This window comes from Paenibacillus sp. VCA1, from assembly GCF_031583795.1.
In the GTDB taxonomy this organism is placed as follows: Bacteria; Bacillota; Bacilli; order Paenibacillales; family Paenibacillaceae; genus Paenibacillus_AQ; species Paenibacillus_AQ albilobatus.
Map to the genome: position 1 here is coordinate 90,018 of NZ_JAVLSX010000009.1, position 16,701 is coordinate 106,718.

Consider the following 16,701-nt stretch of genomic DNA (forward strand, 5'->3'; position numbering starts at 1 on the left):
GGCGGGTGATTTATTTTGAATTCATATATTCTGAAACGCCTGTTGATTCTGATTCCGGTGCTGATTGGCATGACCATCATTGTATTCTCCATTATTCATGCCATTCCGGGTGATCCGGCGGATACGATCCTTGGTGATAAAGCTACCGAACAATCCAAAGAGGCGCTGCGGGAGCAGCTTGGACTGAATAAGCCCTGGCTGCAGCAGTATTTTACGTACTTGGGAGATTTGGTGCAAGGAGACCTCGGAAAATCGATCAAAACCAAGCAGCCGATTATGAAAGAGATTTTGCCGTATCTTGCCGCCACGCTTGAATTGACGATTGCGAGCATGCTGTTCGCCACATTTGTTGGCATCAACGCGGGGATTATCAGTGCCTGGCGGCAAAATTCCTGGTTTGATTACATTCTGATGATCATCGCCCTAATCGGTGTTTCCATGCCAATATTCTGGCTTGGTCTGATGGAGCAGTGGATATTCTCGATCAAGCTGCATTGGCTGCCGTCGATCGGTCGAATGGACCAGCGCGATCCGGTGGAAGCCGTTACAAACCTCTATGTTATTGATGCCATGATCGCCGGTCGTTGGGATCAGCTGTGGACCGTTATGAAACATCTGGTGCTGCCAAGCATTGCGCTCGGAACGATTCCAATGGCGGTCATCGCCCGAATGACACGCTCCAGCATGCTGGAGGTGATGAAATCCGATTATGTCCGCACAGCCAAAGCCAAAGGTTTGTCCCAATTTTTTGTCGTATACAAACATGCGCTCAAAAACGCCTCGATCCCGGTGCTTACCGTTATCGGCTTACAGACAGGTTCATTGCTGGGCGGTGCCGTATTGACCGAAACCATTTTCGCTTGGCCCGGGGTGGGGCGGTATATTTTCGATGCGATCGGCTCCCGCGATTATCCGGTCATTCAAAGCGGCATCCTGATTATCGCTCTCCTGTTTATTATCATTAATCTAATTGTGGATCTGTTGTATGCTTTGATTGATCCGCGTATCCAATACAAATAGGGGGGGAGAAACAATGGCGGAAATTACCGTAAACCCAAATGCTGCTGTTCCAGCTATGGAGGAAGTGCCGGGCCCCTGGCGTGATGCGTGGAGAGCGTTCCGCAAAAATAAAACCGCGGTGATCGGTCTCTGTATCATCCTTTTATTTATTATCATCGCCTTGATCGCACCGCTGGTCGCTCCCTTCGATTATAAGGAACAGCAGCTGATGGACCGTCTGAAGGCGCCATCCTCCACGCATTGGTTCGGGACGGATGATTTGGGACGCGACTTGTTCACCCGGGTGTTGTACGGTGCGCGAATCTCGTTATGGGTCGGTTTTTTCTCGGTGGTCGGCTCCGTCGTAGCGGGGACGGCACTGGGAATTCTCGCAGGGTACTTCGGCAAATGGGCGGATATGATCATCTCGCGGCTCTTCGATATTTTGCTGGCGTTTCCGAGCATTTTGCTCGCGATTGCCATTGTGGCGATTCTTGGTCCTTCGCTGCAAAATGCGTTGTACTCCATTGCCATCGTCAACATTCCAACCTACGGCCGGCTGGTAAGGGCGAAGGTGCTCAGCTTGAAGAACGAGGAGTATATTACTTCAGCCAAAGCTATCGGCATGAAAAACATGCGGATTCTGTTCAGCCATATTTTGCCGAACAGCTTAACGCCTATTATCGTGCAAGGTACGCTGGGGATCGCAACGGCGATCATCGAAGCGGCGGCGCTCGGATTTTTGGGGCTGGGCGCCCAGCCTCCGGAGCCGGAATGGGGGAAAATGCTGTCCGACTCCCGCCAGTTTATCCAGAAGGCGCCGTGGACGGTTGTATTTCCAGGCGTTTCGATCATGCTGACGGTGCTTGGGTTTAACCTGCTCGGCGACGGCCTGCGCGATGTGCTTGATCCGAGAATGAAAAATTAATAAAAGCAGGCAAGCGGCTTTTCCCTCGTTACGAGGCGGAGGGGCCGCTTTTTTTGCGTTCCATTCGCGTTCTCGGAAATTTTAGGAAAAATGTTGTAACTATCCCCTGCTTGAAACGTGTTTATATTGAGGGGATGACATGATAAAGCGCAGCACGCTCGAAAGCGTGTACCGAACCTATATGCCGGACGTATACCGGTATTTGCGTTCCCTATGCGGGGACGATGCCGCCGCGGAAGACTTGGTGCAGGAGACATTTTACCGCGCCTATTTGCATCTGGAAAATTACAAGGATGAGAAGGTAAAGCCGTGGCTTTTTCGTGTAGCTTACAACGCTTTTGTCGATATGAAGCGCAAAGAAAGCCGGAGCATCGCCTCTTCGGACGCGTGGTTTCACCGGTTGCCGGACGACGACAGGAAAGGGCCGGAATCGATGCTGCTGCGCCAAGAGAGCCATGACCGATTAACGGAATGGATCTTGAAGCTGCCAGAGATGCAAAAGCAGGCTTTGATTTTGGCGGATCTGCATCAATTTTCGTACCGGGAAGGCGCGGAGATTATGGGGATTACGCTGTCCCATTTTAAAATTTTGCTGTTTCGGGCGCGGCAGCAGCTGAGGAAAACCCGGGAAAGGGAGGAGCAGGATGAGCGGCGATTTTAAGCAAAAACTTCGGGATTACAAGGACGGAAAGCTGTCCGAAGAGGAACGGACGGAGCTGGAGCGGGAACTCGAGAAAATGGAGGCGTACCAATCCTTCCTCGATGAGATGATGGATGGGGAGGATCGGTTCGGACAAAAGGCTTGTCCTGAAGAGTCCGAAGCCGAGAAGAAAAAATATAAACGCGAAGCCAGGCTGCTGAGAAAAGGAAAATGGAAGGCTCGGATCGGCACCGCGTTTACGTTGATCGGATTTTTTATCGGGTTTACCATCTTATGTTCCATTGGAACGGCCATTTTTTATCAGGCGGGGGATCCGGGGTATGAAGAAATCAACCGTGACGTCGTGAAGTCTGCCTTTGCGGTTGGATATCCGAACGTGGTCGTTCAACCCAGCAGCAACGCCGGGTCTTATTTTAATATGAAAATCAGCGGGAAAATGATCAAACGCGTTGGAGACGAACATATGGAGGTTGGAGATTTTACAGCGAACTACTGGTTTGAATGGTTACGGTTGAATCACGTTGAATGGAAAGACATGTTCTCCGCCTCCAAAGGTTATTTTCAGTTTCCGGGTTACCAAGGCTCAGACAGCTCCTCTGAATGGAAACGGCTGGAGAAGCTGCCCGAAGGAACGGTGGCCGAAGCTTACGTTTCTTATAAAAAGCTGTATTCGACCGACGACTTTTTGAAAAGGTTCGAGGGCAAGCCATATGATCCGCTATGGTTTGCCGTGGACAACGGGGACTCCAATATAAAGCGCGATTACGGACTTGTCATAAGCCCGGTCGGTTTTCCGGCGATTCCGGTGTGGCACCCGGGGGACGGAAAAGTGACCGAAGGCCCCAAACGCAAAGTCGGATGGTTTGTCACCATGCGTTCATCTTCAACCTCTTATCCCCCGATCGATACGTACGGTTCCGGTCCACTACGGGAAGAGAATTTCATCAAGTCGCTGCACATTCTGAACAGGCATAAAAAAGCGGCCGCGAGCCTCGTTCCCTTCGTCGATTTTAAAGAAACGCTGGACTACATCGAGAAAAACGGGGTTAAAATCTACGGTGCCGTCGTCACCGGACCGACCAAAGAAATTCTAAAACTGAAGGAAGATCCGGAAGTATCCGCCATCCGCATCGGGGAGGTTGCGCTGTGGAACTGGCGGGAATAGACTGCGGCGTATTTGAATTTGAGGTTAATCCGTTGCGGTGTCCAACATTTGCGTCGGCAAGGTGCCGACTGGCGCCTGGCAGAAACCAAGGGGCATATCCATTAAACGAGTCTATAAAAAACAACGCCGGAAACTCGATGGTCGGATCCTTGAAGTTGACTGTAACAGGCGAAAAAAAGATTTCGATTTGCTTTACCGTCCTTATCAGACATGGCAAACTGAGGGGCGGTTAATTTTTGCTTGCAGCCCGATATATGTTTAACCAAACCCAATCAGCTTCCATTTTGAGACCTGCACTCCCAACCTCCTATCTAATAAGCCGGCGGACTGGAAACAATGGATGAAAGAGGCACCACGCGCTGCCAAAATTTCGAAGTACGCCGGAGACGGAAATGACTTATAATGAGAAAAATAAAAAAACGGAGTAGGGAGTGCCGTAGGATGAATATCAAAGACAAAAGAGAACACCGTCAGTATCCAGAGCAAACGCGGGCCGATGCATCGAGGGCCACGTTTGAGCGGGATTATTCGCGGCTGATCCATTCGCCGACGTTTCGCCGCCTGCAGGGGAAATCGCAGGTGTTCGGGGCCGGAACCGGCGATTATTACCGCACGCGCCTGACGCATTCGCTTGAAGTGGCGCAAATCGCGCGCGAGGCTGCGAAAAGCCTCGTTCGGGCCTATCCGGAAGTTTCGGAGGAACAGGCTGACAACCCCGGACTTGTCATCGATCCGGAGGTGGTGGAATGCGCGGCGATCGCGCATGATTTCGGGCATCCGCCGTTCGGGCACAAGGGCGAAGAGGTGCTGGACGGCATTTTGGAGCAGCTGATCAAGGATAAAACGAAAGAAGCGGTCGAAGGACTGTACATGAATTCCGAGCAAATCCAGGACGTGCGGACACGCATGCGGCATAAATACGAACATTTTGAAGGGAACTCGCATAATTTCCGGCTGATCATGTTCCTGGAAAAACGCGAAAACGTGGACGGCTTGAATTTGTCCGACGCCGTGCTGCTTGGCATCAACAAATATCCGTTTCCGGGCACGGTGAACAAAAAGGGCTTGTACAAGCATGAATGGAGCTACATTTCAGAGATCCGCAAGGATTGGGGGATTCCGGCAGGCAAAAGAACGCTGGAATCGCAGCTGATGGACCTATGCGACGACATCGCGTATTCCGCCCATGACCTGGAGGACGGCATCAAAGCGGGCAAAATTGAAGTGCATGAGCATTTTTTGTATGACCCGTACATTATCCGGCTGATCATCGAAAAAATCATGACGCTGGAGGATACCTTCTGGCAGGGCTGGGACGCGGACCGCATCCGGCTGAAAGTCGAAGAGGTCATGGCCGCTTTTCTTAACGTGTGGAAAGAGAAGCTGCCGTATTGCGAGCATGATTTTTCCCGGGCGCGGCGCGAGGTCAAGGCTTTTTGGGTGAGCCATTTTGTCGGCAGCCTGGGCGTCATTCCGGACGGGGATTGGAAAAAGGTCACCTTCGTGAAAGAGCGGGAGGAAGATTTGGATATGCTTCGGACCGTCAGCGTGCTGAAGAGCTTTGCGTGGGTGACGATGATCCGCGACCTGCGCGTGCAGCGCCTGCAAAAACGGAGCGAATGGATGATCAAACGGCTGTGGGATGCGTTCCTCGATCCGGTCGCGTCCAAATCCATCATTCCTTCCGACTGGCTGCAGCGGTTCGAACGAGATCAGGCAAGCCCAAACCCGATCTGGACCTGGGAGCATATGGTGATCGACTATATCGCGGGCATGACGGACGCGTTTGCCGAAAAGATATATAATGAATTGTACGGACTGAAGGTCGGGTCCATTTACGATCTCGACTAAACCTTAAGCGAGAAGAGATGAGACGAGAAGCAGCAAGTGGAGGGGAGAATCGTGGAGAATACGGGGTTTATTTTAAGCGTATTGGATTTGGTGCCCAAAATAGGGGAAGCGTCTTATGAGCAAGCCCTACAGGAGGCAGCGGCGTTGGCCGCGTCTGCAGAAAAATGGGGTTATAAACGTTATTGGGTGGCCGAACATCATGATCTGAAGGATTTGGCTTGCGCGTCGCCGGAGGTGCTGCTGGCCCACATCGGGGCCAAAACAAGCCGCATCCGCCTTGGCACGGGCGCCTTGCTGCTGCCCCATTACAGCCCGCTGAAGGTGGCGGAAAGCTTCCGCCTGTTGGCCGCGTTGTATCCGGGACGGGTGGACCTCGGGATCGGACGGGCCCCCGGCGGGTCAGCACACGCCTCGATGGCGCTTAGCGGCAATTTTCTGCAAAACGTAGCGGATATGCCCAAAAAGCTGCGCGCTTTGATCCAGCTCCTCGAGGACCGGTATATGTATGAGGACCGGCCGGTTCAAGCCCGGCCCCTGCCCTCGGTGCAGCCGGATCTGTGGATGCTGGGGACGAACAGCAAAAGCGCGGGTTTTGCCGCCGAATACGGGACAGGGTATGTTTTCGGGCAGTTTATGAGCGAGCGGGACGGGGCCGAAGTGCTGCAAACGTACCGCGACCATTTTAAACCGTCCGCGCTGCTGGACAAGCCGCGTTTGATGCTGGCGATCGGGGTCATTTGCGCCAAGACGGAGGAGAAGGCCAAAGAGCTGCTGGAGGACGCGAAGCTGCCGGGACCCGAACGGGCGGTGGAGCAGGAAGCGCAGGAGGAGCGTCGGGAACCGCTGAAACGGTTGGTATTGGGCACGCCTGAACAGGTGCGGGAACAGCTCGCCCTGATCGCCGAGTCTGCGGGATGCTCGGAGTTTCTTATCTTTTGTCCCGTTCAGGATTACAGGAAACGGCTGGAGTCTTATAAGCTGCTGGCTTCCTGTTGTTTGTAAAGAAAAGACTGGGGCAACGTCCGGGAAAGGTATTGGTTATCGATTGTTATGAGTGAAATCCATGAACAGATTCAACAAGCGCTGGCCGACGGCCGTCCGCTTTATTTATACGCGTATGCCAGCCATGAAACGGAAGCCGGGTTGTGCGGCATGGAGCTGAAGGCGCTGTTTGGCGGGGCCGTGGAATATAAAACGGAGTCGCTGCTGCTCAGCAGCCGCAAGATCGATCCGGATCGCAGCCCGTTTTTATCACTGCGTATCGATATCGACGCATGCGGGGAATCCGCTGAAGCAATCGCGGAGCTTGCGGACTCAAGGGATTGGGTGAAGGGCGGAGAGACGTTTAAGGTTACGTATATCAAATCGGGTGATCCTTACAGCTATGAGGAGCAAAGGGAGCTGGAGAGGCTTGTCGGGAGCCGGATTCGAGGCAAGGCCGACATGAAAAATCCGGATTTGACGCTCGCGCTGACCGCTTTGCATGGAACTTGGCTGCTTGGCAGCATTCGCGCTCCGAAGCGGGCCTGGCACGCCCATATCCACAAACCGCAAAATTATTCCACCGGCCTTAGCGCGGCCGTCGCCAGGGCGCTGGTGAACATCGCCGCGCCCGAAACGGAAGGCATCCGACTGCTTGATCCCTGCTGCGGCATGGGGAACGTCCTGATTGAAGCGCTGTCCATGGGAATCGACGTCCGGGGAAGGGACATCAATCCCCTTGCCGTTCGCGGCGCCAAAACGAACCTGAAGCATTACGGGTATCCCGAAACGCTGGTTACCCTTGGGGATATGAACGAACTGGAAGGGCATTACGATGCCGCGGTATTGGACATGCCGTACAATCTATGTTCGGTGCTTCCGGAAGAGGAACAACGGAGGATGCTGGCGAGCCTGCGCCGTTTGGCGCCCCGCGCGGTGATCGTAACGACGGAAGTAGACGTGCGGGTTCGGGTCGAAGAAGCGGGTTACCGGATCGTCGATGAATGCCAGGTAAGGAAAGGGAGCTTCGTGCGGCAGGCGTGGCTTTGCGAAGGGGTTTTATAACATTTGCGGAAACGGAAAGCTTTTGGCTCGAGAAGTGAATATACCGGAAAGAAGGCATGAAACATGAGAATCAGGCCTGCCTTGGCAATGGACTATCCCGAATTAAGACGGATTTATCTCGTTTCCCGCCGCCAAAGTTTCGTATGGGAAAACGAACATGAAATGTCGTTGGAAGACTTCGATAGGGACACGGTCGACGAGTATATCCTGTTGGCGGAGGCGGAGAGCCGGATCGTGGGTTTTGCGTCATTATATTTGCCGGAGGATTTCATCCATCTTTTATTTGTCGATCCGGGTTTTTCAGGTATAGGCGCCGGCAGCAAGCTGCTCCAGGCGGCCGTTGAAAAAATGAACAAACCGCTCACGTTAAAATGCGTGTCCGCAAATCATAAAGCCTTGAAATTTTACGAAAAAAACGGCTGGAAGAAGGTAGTCGAAGAAGCCGGGCCAAGCGGGAAGTATTGGCTTATGTCGTACGAATAAGCTTTTGATTTTTCAACCCAAATAAAAAACGCCCCTTATGGGACATCGGGTTCCAAACGGATTTCCGATGCCCTGTTACGGGGTGTTTTCGTTTCGGCTCCGGCGATTTTAATACATCCGCCCGTAATCCACCAGATTGCGCGGCGGTTGTTGCCCTTGGACATAAGCCTTCAGGTTGTCCGCAAAAATGTCGATGACGCGTTCGGCATAACGGTCATTGCTGCCCGCGACATGCGGGGTGATGATGACCTGCTCCATCTCCCACAGCGGATGTTCCGCCGGAAGCGGCTCTTCTTCGAAAACGTCGAGGCCCGCGCCGCTCAACCGGCCGCTGTTCAGGGCATCGATCAACGATGCCGTATCCACCGTAGGCCCGCGTCCCACGTTGATGAAATAAGCCCCTTCTTTGGCAGCGTTCCAAGCCGCGGCGTTAAACATATGGCGGGTTTCGGCCGTCAGCGGGAGGATGTTCACGATATAGTCGCCTTGTCCAAGCGCCTCATGGAGGTTGTCCATCGTGAACATCCGGTCCACGTGCGGCTCGGGCTTGTCCGAACGCCGGACGCCGATGACCCGCATGCCGAAGGCTTTGGCCAAACGGGCCGTTTCCCGGCCGATTTCGCCTACGCCGACGATGACCAGCGTTTTGCCGCTGATTTCGCCCAACGTGCCGAGACCGGGAACGGCGAGGTCGGATTTCCACTCTTTTTTCAGTTGATGGCGGACCGCCATATGCAGCTGGCGCGAAAACGAGAGCATCATGCCGATAATGCTTTCCGAGATCGGAATCGCATGCACGCCGCTGGCGCTCGTGAGCAGAACGCCCTTGTCCCGAAGGCGCTCCAAAGGGAGCGTATCCACGCCCGCCGACCAGGTTTGCACCCATTTCAGCTTGCTGTTTTCCCGAAGGGCTTCCTCGGCGATCGTTTTCGACCATCCAAGGATCACTTCCGCGTTTTGGATCTGCTCCGCGCTGACGTCCTTTTTATTTTTTACGATCAAATCAAAGCCTGGCGCCGCTTGTCCGATTTGACCGATTTGATCCTGCGTCAAGGAATGAAGACATACGATCGATTTCATGGTTTGGCCTCCTCCGTCTGTCGTTTGCTCGTTTATCGATGTTTTTAGGATACCAGATTGCGGCGGGCGGTGAAAAGGTAACCGGGCATTTTTATCCGAACTGCGATTGGATCGCAAACGATCCTTAATGACGCCGTACACACCTTTTTTCAAAAAATCGGGCCTCCTTTTCCGTTCGGTACGCTATAATCAGATTACGAAATATAGAATTTGGAGGCTGGAATAACGTTATGATGCAAAATGCAGCAGGACAGGCTTCGGGCGCTCAGCCCGGCCTCATTCGAAGGTTTATGTCGTATTACCGCCCGCATAAACGGCTGTTTATGGTCGATTTCGGCTGCGCGGTGGTTGCGGGTTTGCTGGAGCTCGGATTTCCGGTCGCCGTCCAGTGGGTTGTGGACAAGCTGCTTCCGGACGGGGCATGGGGAACGATCATCGCCGCGGGATGCGGCTTGCTCGCCTTGTATTTGATCAGCATGGGGCTGCAGTTCATCGTCAGCTACTGGGGGCATAAGCTCGGGATCAACATCGAATCGGACATGCGCCAGCAGGCGTTTAACCATGTGCAGAAGCTGTCCTTTAAATTTTTCGACAACACGAAAACAGGCCACTTGATGTCGCGCATGACCAACGACTTGTTCGATATCGGAGAGATGGCCCACCATGGGCCGGAGGATATGTTTATTGCCGTCATGACCTTTGTCGGCGCGTTTGCGATCATGTGGACGGTCAATTGGCAGCTTGCTTTGATCACGTTCGTCATTATGCCGGTCATCGTATGGATGATCGTTTATTTTAACCAGAAGCTGAACCATGCCTCCTCGGAAATGTTCCGCAACATCGCGGAGCTGAATGCCGGCGTGGAGGACAGCGTCTCGGGCATCCGGGTCGTCAAATCGTTCGGCAACGAGGAATACGAAATCGCGCGCTTCCGCGAAAGCAATGCCGCGTTCCGATTGGCGAAACTTCGTTCATACCTGGCCATGTCGTTCAGCGTCTCGGGCATGTACATGCTGACAAGGCTCATTTCGCTGATCGTGCTCGTTTGCGGCGCCTGGTTTGCCTACCAGAACAAACTGACGTACGGGGAACTTGTCGCGTTTTTGCTGTACGTCAACATTTTCTTGAAGCCGATCGACAAAATCAACGCCTTGATGGAAATCTACCCGAAAGGGATGGCGGGCTTCAAACGTTTCTGCCAGTTGATGGATACGGACCCGGACATCAAGGATCAGCCGGATGCGGTCGAAGTTGTTCAGCTGCGCGGAAACATCGAATTCCGCAACGTTTCTTTCGGCTACGAAGACCAGCGGCGGATTTTGGAAGGAATCGACCTGAATATTACGGCCGGAGAAACGGTGGCGCTCGTCGGGCCGTCGGGTGCCGGGAAGTCGACGCTGTGCAGCCTGATCCCGCGTTTTTACGAGGTGGATGAAGGAAGCATCACGATTGACGGCATCGACATCCGCGAAATGACGCAGCGTTCGCTTCGCTCGCAAATCGGCATGGTGCAGCAGGACGTGTTTCTGTTCAGCGGGACGATCCGCGAAAACATCCTTTACGGCAACCTGAACGCCAGTGAAGCCGAATTGATGGATGCGGTGCAAAAAGCCCATTTGGAGTCGCTCGTGGCCTCGCTGCCGGACGGGCTGGATACGGTCATCGGGGAACGGGGGCTGAAGCTGTCGGGCGGACAGCGGCAGCGGCTGGCGATCGCAAGGATGTTTTTGAAGAATCCTCCGATCCTCATTTTGGATGAAGCGACGTCGGCGCTCGACACCGAAACGGAAGCGATCATCCAGGAGGCGCTGGAGGTTTTGGCGGTGAACCGGACGACGCTGGTCATCGCGCACCGGCTTGCGACCATCCGAAATGCCGACCGGATCATCGTCGTCACGGAGGACGGCATTGCCGAACAAGGGCGGCACGAGGAGCTGCTCCAAATCGGCGGCGTCTACGCAAGGCTGCATCAGGCGCAGTTCGGGTAACGGCAAGAGGATATCCTGAGAGCATTTGGGGCTTTTGGGATATCCTCTTTGTTTTAGTGGAAGCAGGGTATTTTGGATATGCTAAAAACGACGCTATTATATAGTAGTAAAAATTTTTGAAGGGAGCGAATACTGCATGGATATTGAAAATAAAGAGCGGCCGCTGCGGCTGTTTATCGCGGTCAGATTGTCGGATGAATTGAAAACGGTGCTGGAGCGTTGGCGGGAATCCCATCAACATTTGTTTCCTTTCAAAAAATGGACGCATAGGGAGGATTATCATATTACGGTGCAATTTTTAGGGGATGTCGAACCGGAGCGCGTGCCGGAAATCGCAGCAAAATTGCAGGAGGTCTCCCGCCAGTTTACACCATTTGAACTTGGTTTTGGAAAAGCGGGCGTGTTCGGTACAGATGCTTCTCCCAGGGTATTTTGGGCTGGAGTAATTGACTACACGAACGGGCTTGCAAAGCTGCAGGAAAAGGTGACCGACGCCATGGAATCGTTTGGTTTCGCGAAGGAGTCGAGGCCTTACCGTCCACATGTTACAATTGCCCGAAAATACGCGGGGGACCGGGAGTTTCGGCTCGCTTCCGTCCCGCCTTTTCTGCCGCAAACAGCGCCCTTCGAACAAGCGGAAGGGAAGGTTTCATGGATCGTCGACGAGTTTGTACTTTTTTCCACACATTTGCACGAAAAGCCAATGTATGAGATACTAGAATCCTTCCGAATGAAAGATTCATAGTTTCGACATTCCGGGCGTTATTTAGCATACATGGATTTTGCCGGACATCCGGGGAGGGTGTTTCGGCCAAATCCGCATTCTAAAAAAATCCTGCACATAAAACAATAGCTTGTTCCCTTAGCCGTATCTGTGAAACCGTAAAATGTGCCGTCACGAAGCAGTCTGTGTTGTAAAGATGTATCAAACGAATTTTTCCGTTTCTCGTATTCGCGGATGCAGCAAATCACTGAAAATAAGCTCAGGTTTTCAAAACCTCTATTTTCGGTTACATGAGAAATATGCAAAACGGTTGTTTTCGCATGTTTTGAAAGTTAAAAGGGAATGTGCCGGGAGTAGTGGGAGGAAAAACATGTACACTTTAAGACAAAACCGCTGGATGGCTTTGCTGATCGGAGTTCTTCTGGTGTGTTTCTCTGCGATTTGTTTGCTTCTTCAAAACGAGCTGGCGGAAAAATTGCAGCATAAAACCAACATGGGTCTGAATCGTTTCGGTTCGGTCAATTTGAGCGTGAGCGAAACGGCGGCAAAAACGGAGCATATACAGAGCGCGTCAAGCAAGACGCATTTCCAAATGCCTTTGCGTTTGCAAAATGTAAATAATTTCAAACTATGGAAAAGTAAAACGAAAGTTGCTTTTGTTGGACAGCTTCCTTCGATACCGCCTAAAGCGGAAACGGTGCTTGCGCGCGGGCAGTTGCACGCGAACACGAAACCGAAGGCAGTCCAAGTTGAGGCTTCTCACCGGCAAAAGCAGAATCTTCAGCTGACTCCCCCAAAAACATTATTCTTCAGCCGGACCAAGCTGCTGAGTCCGTCGGAACAGGCCCAAGCGACCTGGCAGTACAACGTGACCGCTGAAGATGTGCTTCTGCTGCAAAAAATCGTCATGGCAGAAGCGGAAGGCGAACCGTACCAAGGCAAAATCGCTGTCGCGAACGTTGTCTTGAACCGGCTACGGTCAGCCAATTTTCCCAATACGATTAAAAAGGTCATTTATCAAAAACATCAGTTCAGTCCCGTGGCGAACGGACGGTTTGACCGCGTGAAGCCGAACAAGGACTGTATCCGTGCGGTCAATGAGGCGTTGAACGGCAAAAAGGCGGTAACGGATGACACGTATTTCTTCCTGTCGCTGAAGCTGGCGCAAGACCTGACCATTCATCATACCCGCACATACGAGAAGCGCATCGGCAACCATACTTTTTACAAATAAATCCCAATTCGATATGATAGAGAGAGATTGTACGGGTGATTGCCGTTCAATCCGGAAAATCATGTCTTGGCGATCAATTGTAGGAGGTGCCGACGTTTATGAAAATTACGTATTACGGTCATTCATGCGTGCTTGTGGAGGCGGAAGGGAAAAGGATCATTATCGACCCGTTCCTGACGGGAAATCCGGTTGCGACCGTTTCGCCGAAGGATATTCGCGTGGACGCGGTGTTGTTGACGCACGGCCACGGAGACCATTTTGGAGACTGCATCGAAATCGCAAAAGCAAATGCATGCCCGATCGTTGCCGTCTACGAATTGGCGGAGTACTGCAAAAGCCAGGGGGCCGAAGCGTACGGCATGAACATTGGCGGCAGTCATGTTTTTGACGGCTTCAAGGTCAAATTTACGCTGGCATTTCACAGTTCCTCGCTTGCGGTGGGTGATTCCTGGATTTACATGGGCGAACCCGGCGGCATTTTGCTGACGATCGGGGGCAAAACATTTTTCCATGCGGGCGATACCGGATTGTTTGGGGACATGCGCCTGATCGGGGAGATGAACGACATCGACGCGGCGGCGCTTCCGATCGGGGACTCGTTGACCATGGGGCCCGAGGATGCGCTTGTGGCGGCGGAATGGCTGCGCGCGGCGCACGTGCTTCCGGTGCATTATAATACGTTTGAAGGCATTCGGCAGGATGTTTCGTCGTTCTGCGACCGTTTAGGCGAAAAGGGCATCCAGGGCCATCCGCTGAAGCCGGGCGAAAGCTTTGAAATCTAACCGGGGCAGCGGCGCGCTCATCTGACGAACACCTCGCGTCTTTCCGGGCATATACTGACACGGAAGTTAGCCTATAGGAAAGGCGGGAGCTCCCGATGATGGACCGGACACCCGGAAGCGGCCCGATCGCCGTTCACGACCTGCAGCATCTCATTCAGGCCGAATATCGTTCGATGATTTACGCCCAGCGCATGGTGCAGCTTGCGCCTCCGGAGCATCGAACGTATTTCAGCCGGCATGCAGAGATGAAGCGGAGGGAACGCCTTGCGGTTTGGGCAGGGTGGTATTACCGGTTGACGGCCTGTTATCCGGTGTTCAGCAAAGTCGAGCCGCCCAAGGATTACGCGGCAGGGCTTCGCGCTTCGATTGCGGATAGCCTTGACGCCGCCGATACGTATGCCTGGCTGCTGGACCGCGCCGATGAGCCGCAGCTCCAATGGCTGTTGCAGCGTGCCTTGAACGGGGAGACCCGCTGGTCTGTCCGGCTTCAATCGTTGTACTCCGGTTTATGGATGGAGGGCGGCGATTTTGCGGCAAGCAAAGGGCGGATCGGCGTCATCCGCAAAACGTAAGCGGCGTTTGGAGGTACAGCCTTTCGCGTTAATCCGGCGGGAGGAACGCCATGGTTTAAACCGTGCGCGTAAAATGAACCTTATCGCCATCATAAAACAGCTCTCTCCAAAAAGTATGGAGAGAGCTGTTTTTGCGTCCGAACTTACGGGAGACATCCCCTATGTAATCTGTGCCCAAGCCTGCTTGCTTTATGACGATGTGTTCTGCTTCAGCCAGGCAAGCACCTGCTGCGCGCAATAAAACGGCTCTTTGCCGGGTCCGGATGCGGCGGACGATTTCAGCCGGTTTTCTTCCACCTGCCGATACTCCTCCGTCAGGCGGAGGCGCCAACGGCGCAGCACCTTAGGGGAAATCATTTCCGCGCTGCCCAGCTCCACGAAATATTGGCCGTTTTCCTCTTCCTGGCCGGGGATCGCTTCGTAAAAAAGCATCGGTATGCCTTTGGCCAGCCCTTCCGTACACGTCATGCCTCCTGGCTTCGTAATGAGCAGATCGGAGACGTCCATCCATTGGTCGATATGTTTCGTATACCCGAGTAGGCGGATATGCGGGTGATCGAGCTCCGGGCTGCTTTTCATCTTCTGCAGCAGCTTTTCGTTGCTTCCGGTGCAAAAAACCAGTTGAATGTCATCCGCCCACGACAGCAGCATGTGTATCATCTCTTTGTTAAAAGAAACGCCCCAGCCTCCGCTCATGATCAGCACCGTTGGCATCGGCTTCAGCCCCAGTTCTTGCCGCAGCCGCCCCTTGTCCCCGTGTTCCCAAAAACTCGGATGCACGGGAATGCCCGTCACCTGAACCGAATCGGCGGCGACGCCCCGGCGCAGGAGCAGGTCCCGGACTTTCGGCGTCGAGACGAGGTACTGGTTCACCTCTTTGTTCACCCATGTGGCATGGACGTCATAGTCCGTGATCAGCGTAATCAGCGGGACGTGGATCCCTTGCCGTTTGAGGCGGGAGACCACCGCATTCGGGAAAGGATGCGTGCAAACGATCAAATCCGGTCGCAGCTGCTTCATCACCCGGGCCGCCTGCGTGTAAAAAATCCGGTGCAGCGCAAGCTTGGCGAGCCGGTTCAGCGATTTATCGTATTGTTTGCGGTAGAGCATCCCGACCAGCCTGGGGCTGCTGCTGACCGTTTTACGGTATGCCGAGAGGATGAAGGGGCCCATCTTGGGATTCAAAAAATTGCCGAGCTCTATGACGCGGCATTGCAGTCGGGGGTCGAGCTTCTTCATCCCGGCCGCCAGCGCGAAGGCTGCTTGCGTGTGACCCGTGCCGAAACCTTCGGACAACAGCAGCACTCTCTTTTTCCGCATGTTTTCACCCACTTTTCCTTCCTCTATCTTACAGGAGGCCATCGCAAAAATCCATAAAAGCCATGGATCGCCGGAGAAGCTATAATTCGCATGAAAGTTTGAAGAAAAAACAAAATGTTGATGGTAAGGGTTGCCAAATGGCGCGCTCCGTGATAAAGTAGGAAATGACCAATTGACCGAAATGGAAATTCAGTCAGAAATCATGAACGACCATTCCCCACAGAAAGGGGGCGAGGGTATGTCTGCGGTAGATCGCCGAAAGCAAATCCTTCGAGCGGCAGCCCGATCTTTTGCTTTGTTTGGATATAAGGCGACGACGATGGACCAAGTGGCCAAAATCGCGAATGTCGGAAAAGGAACGATCTATACATTTTTTTCGAACAAAGAAGACCTGTTTGACGAAATTTTGTATAAGGTCATATTGGAAATGAAAATGCTGGCCGAGAGCCGGATCGACAGAAACAGCACCTTTTTCGAAAACCTGTTCAGCGTCCTTGACGCTTTGCTGGAGTTCCGGGACGAACACGAGCTGTTCATCAAGCTTTCGCAGGAAGTGCGGGACGTCGGAACGCTTAAAGCAAAAGAAGGTCTTGCCACGCTGGAGCGCGTCATTTTGGATTACCTGGAGCGGGAGATCGCCATGGCTTTGGAGCGAAAAGAAATCTGCTCATGCGATCCGCAAGTGGCGGCCTTTGTCATGTTCAAGCTGTACATTGCGCTTGCTTCCGATTTTAAGTACGTTCGCGAACCTCTCAGTCAGGTGGAAATCCATCATTATATCCGGATGTTTTTGGCGGATGGCCTCGCGAACCCAAACGCAAGACCGGTCAACATACCAAATTAAGCATGCTTCCCCGCAAGCTGTCTG

At 53.2% G+C, this 16,701-nt stretch carries 16 protein-coding genes; 14 read left to right on the plus strand and 2 right to left on the minus strand.

All coding sequences use genetic code 11. The annotated features are described in order from the left end of the window. Positions 1-15 precede the first annotated feature (15 nt). The 8 genes from RJP21_RS20510 (at position 16) to RJP21_RS20545 (ending at position 8,133) form a co-directional block, all read left to right on the plus strand. Positions 16-1,020: an ABC transporter permease gene (locus RJP21_RS20510; protein WP_310860960.1), complete on the plus strand. Its 1,005-nt coding sequence runs from the start codon at positions 16-18 to the stop codon at positions 1,018-1,020. A 13-nt stretch (positions 1,021-1,033) separates the two neighbouring features. After that, positions 1,034-1,927, plus strand: coding sequence for a nickel transporter permease (nikC, locus tag RJP21_RS20515; RefSeq protein WP_310860961.1), 894 nt, complete (start codon positions 1,034-1,036; stop codon positions 1,925-1,927). A gap of 139 nt (positions 1,928-2,066) precedes the next feature. Further along, complete coding sequence (locus tag RJP21_RS20520) at positions 2,067-2,588, plus strand: sigma-70 family RNA polymerase sigma factor (RefSeq protein WP_310860962.1); 522 nt, start codon at positions 2,067-2,069, stop codon at positions 2,586-2,588. Continuing rightward, positions 2,572-3,753, plus strand: a complete 1,182-nt coding sequence (locus RJP21_RS20525; RefSeq protein WP_310860963.1) for an anti-sigma factor — start codon at positions 2,572-2,574, stop codon at positions 3,751-3,753. The genes RJP21_RS20520 and RJP21_RS20525 overlap by 17 nt, the downstream gene beginning before the upstream one ends. A gap of 441 nt (positions 3,754-4,194) precedes the next feature. Beyond that, a complete protein-coding gene (locus tag RJP21_RS20530; protein ID WP_310860964.1) occupies positions 4,195-5,604 on the plus strand; it encodes a deoxyguanosinetriphosphate triphosphohydrolase family protein in 1,410 nt (469 codons plus the stop codon). 51 nt (positions 5,605-5,655) lie between these two features. Further along, positions 5,656-6,606 carry an MsnO8 family LLM class oxidoreductase gene (locus RJP21_RS20535; RefSeq protein WP_310860965.1) on the plus strand — a complete coding sequence of 317 codons (951 nt, stop codon included), beginning with the start codon at positions 5,656-5,658 and terminating at the stop codon, positions 6,604-6,606. 48 nt (positions 6,607-6,654) lie between these two features. Further along, complete coding sequence (locus RJP21_RS20540; RefSeq protein ID WP_310860966.1) at positions 6,655-7,650, plus strand: THUMP domain-containing class I SAM-dependent methyltransferase; 996 nt, start codon at positions 6,655-6,657, stop codon at positions 7,648-7,650. Between the two features lie 63 nt (positions 7,651-7,713). Next, positions 7,714-8,133 (plus strand): GNAT family N-acetyltransferase, encoded by a 420-nt coding sequence (locus RJP21_RS20545; protein ID WP_310860967.1) that lies wholly within the window; start codon positions 7,714-7,716, stop codon positions 8,131-8,133. Between the two features lie 108 nt (positions 8,134-8,241). Here the strand turns inward: RJP21_RS20545 and RJP21_RS20550 are convergent, their stop codons facing one another. Next, positions 8,242-9,213 carry a D-2-hydroxyacid dehydrogenase gene (locus tag RJP21_RS20550; protein WP_310860968.1) on the minus strand — a complete coding sequence of 324 codons (972 nt, stop codon included), beginning with the start codon at positions 9,211-9,213 and terminating at the stop codon, positions 8,242-8,244. A gap of 230 nt (positions 9,214-9,443) precedes the next feature. Between RJP21_RS20550 and RJP21_RS20555 the strand changes: the two genes are divergently transcribed. From RJP21_RS20555 to RJP21_RS20575, 5 genes are all read left to right on the plus strand, one after another. Then, complete coding sequence (locus tag RJP21_RS20555; RefSeq protein WP_310860969.1) at positions 9,444-11,201, plus strand: ABC transporter ATP-binding protein; 1,758 nt, start codon at positions 9,444-9,446, stop codon at positions 11,199-11,201. Between the two features lie 136 nt (positions 11,202-11,337). After that, a complete protein-coding gene (gene thpR / locus RJP21_RS20560) occupies positions 11,338-11,946 on the plus strand; it encodes an RNA 2',3'-cyclic phosphodiesterase (protein ID WP_310860970.1) in 609 nt (202 codons plus the stop codon). Between the two features lie 349 nt (positions 11,947-12,295). Then, entirely contained in the window at positions 12,296-13,159 is an 864-nt protein-coding gene (locus RJP21_RS20565) for a cell wall hydrolase (protein ID WP_310860971.1), read from the plus strand. A gap of 98 nt (positions 13,160-13,257) precedes the next feature. Continuing rightward, complete coding sequence (locus RJP21_RS20570) at positions 13,258-13,941, plus strand: metal-dependent hydrolase (protein WP_310860972.1); 684 nt, start codon at positions 13,258-13,260, stop codon at positions 13,939-13,941. Between the two features lie 95 nt (positions 13,942-14,036). Continuing rightward, positions 14,037-14,513, plus strand: coding sequence for a ferritin-like domain-containing protein (locus RJP21_RS20575; RefSeq protein WP_310860973.1), 477 nt, complete (start codon positions 14,037-14,039; stop codon positions 14,511-14,513). 189 nt (positions 14,514-14,702) lie between these two features. Here the strand turns inward: RJP21_RS20575 and RJP21_RS20580 are convergent, their stop codons facing one another. After that, the gene (locus RJP21_RS20580; protein ID WP_310860974.1) at positions 14,703-15,833 is read right to left on the minus strand and encodes an MGDG synthase family glycosyltransferase; all 1,131 of its coding nucleotides are present in this window, start codon (positions 15,831-15,833) and stop codon (positions 14,703-14,705) included. A 238-nt stretch (positions 15,834-16,071) separates the two neighbouring features. Between RJP21_RS20580 and RJP21_RS20585 the strand changes: the two genes are divergently transcribed. After that, the gene (locus RJP21_RS20585) at positions 16,072-16,677 is read left to right on the plus strand and encodes a TetR/AcrR family transcriptional regulator (RefSeq protein WP_160044275.1); all 606 of its coding nucleotides are present in this window, start codon (positions 16,072-16,074) and stop codon (positions 16,675-16,677) included. The last annotated feature ends 24 nt before the right edge of the window (positions 16,678-16,701 follow it).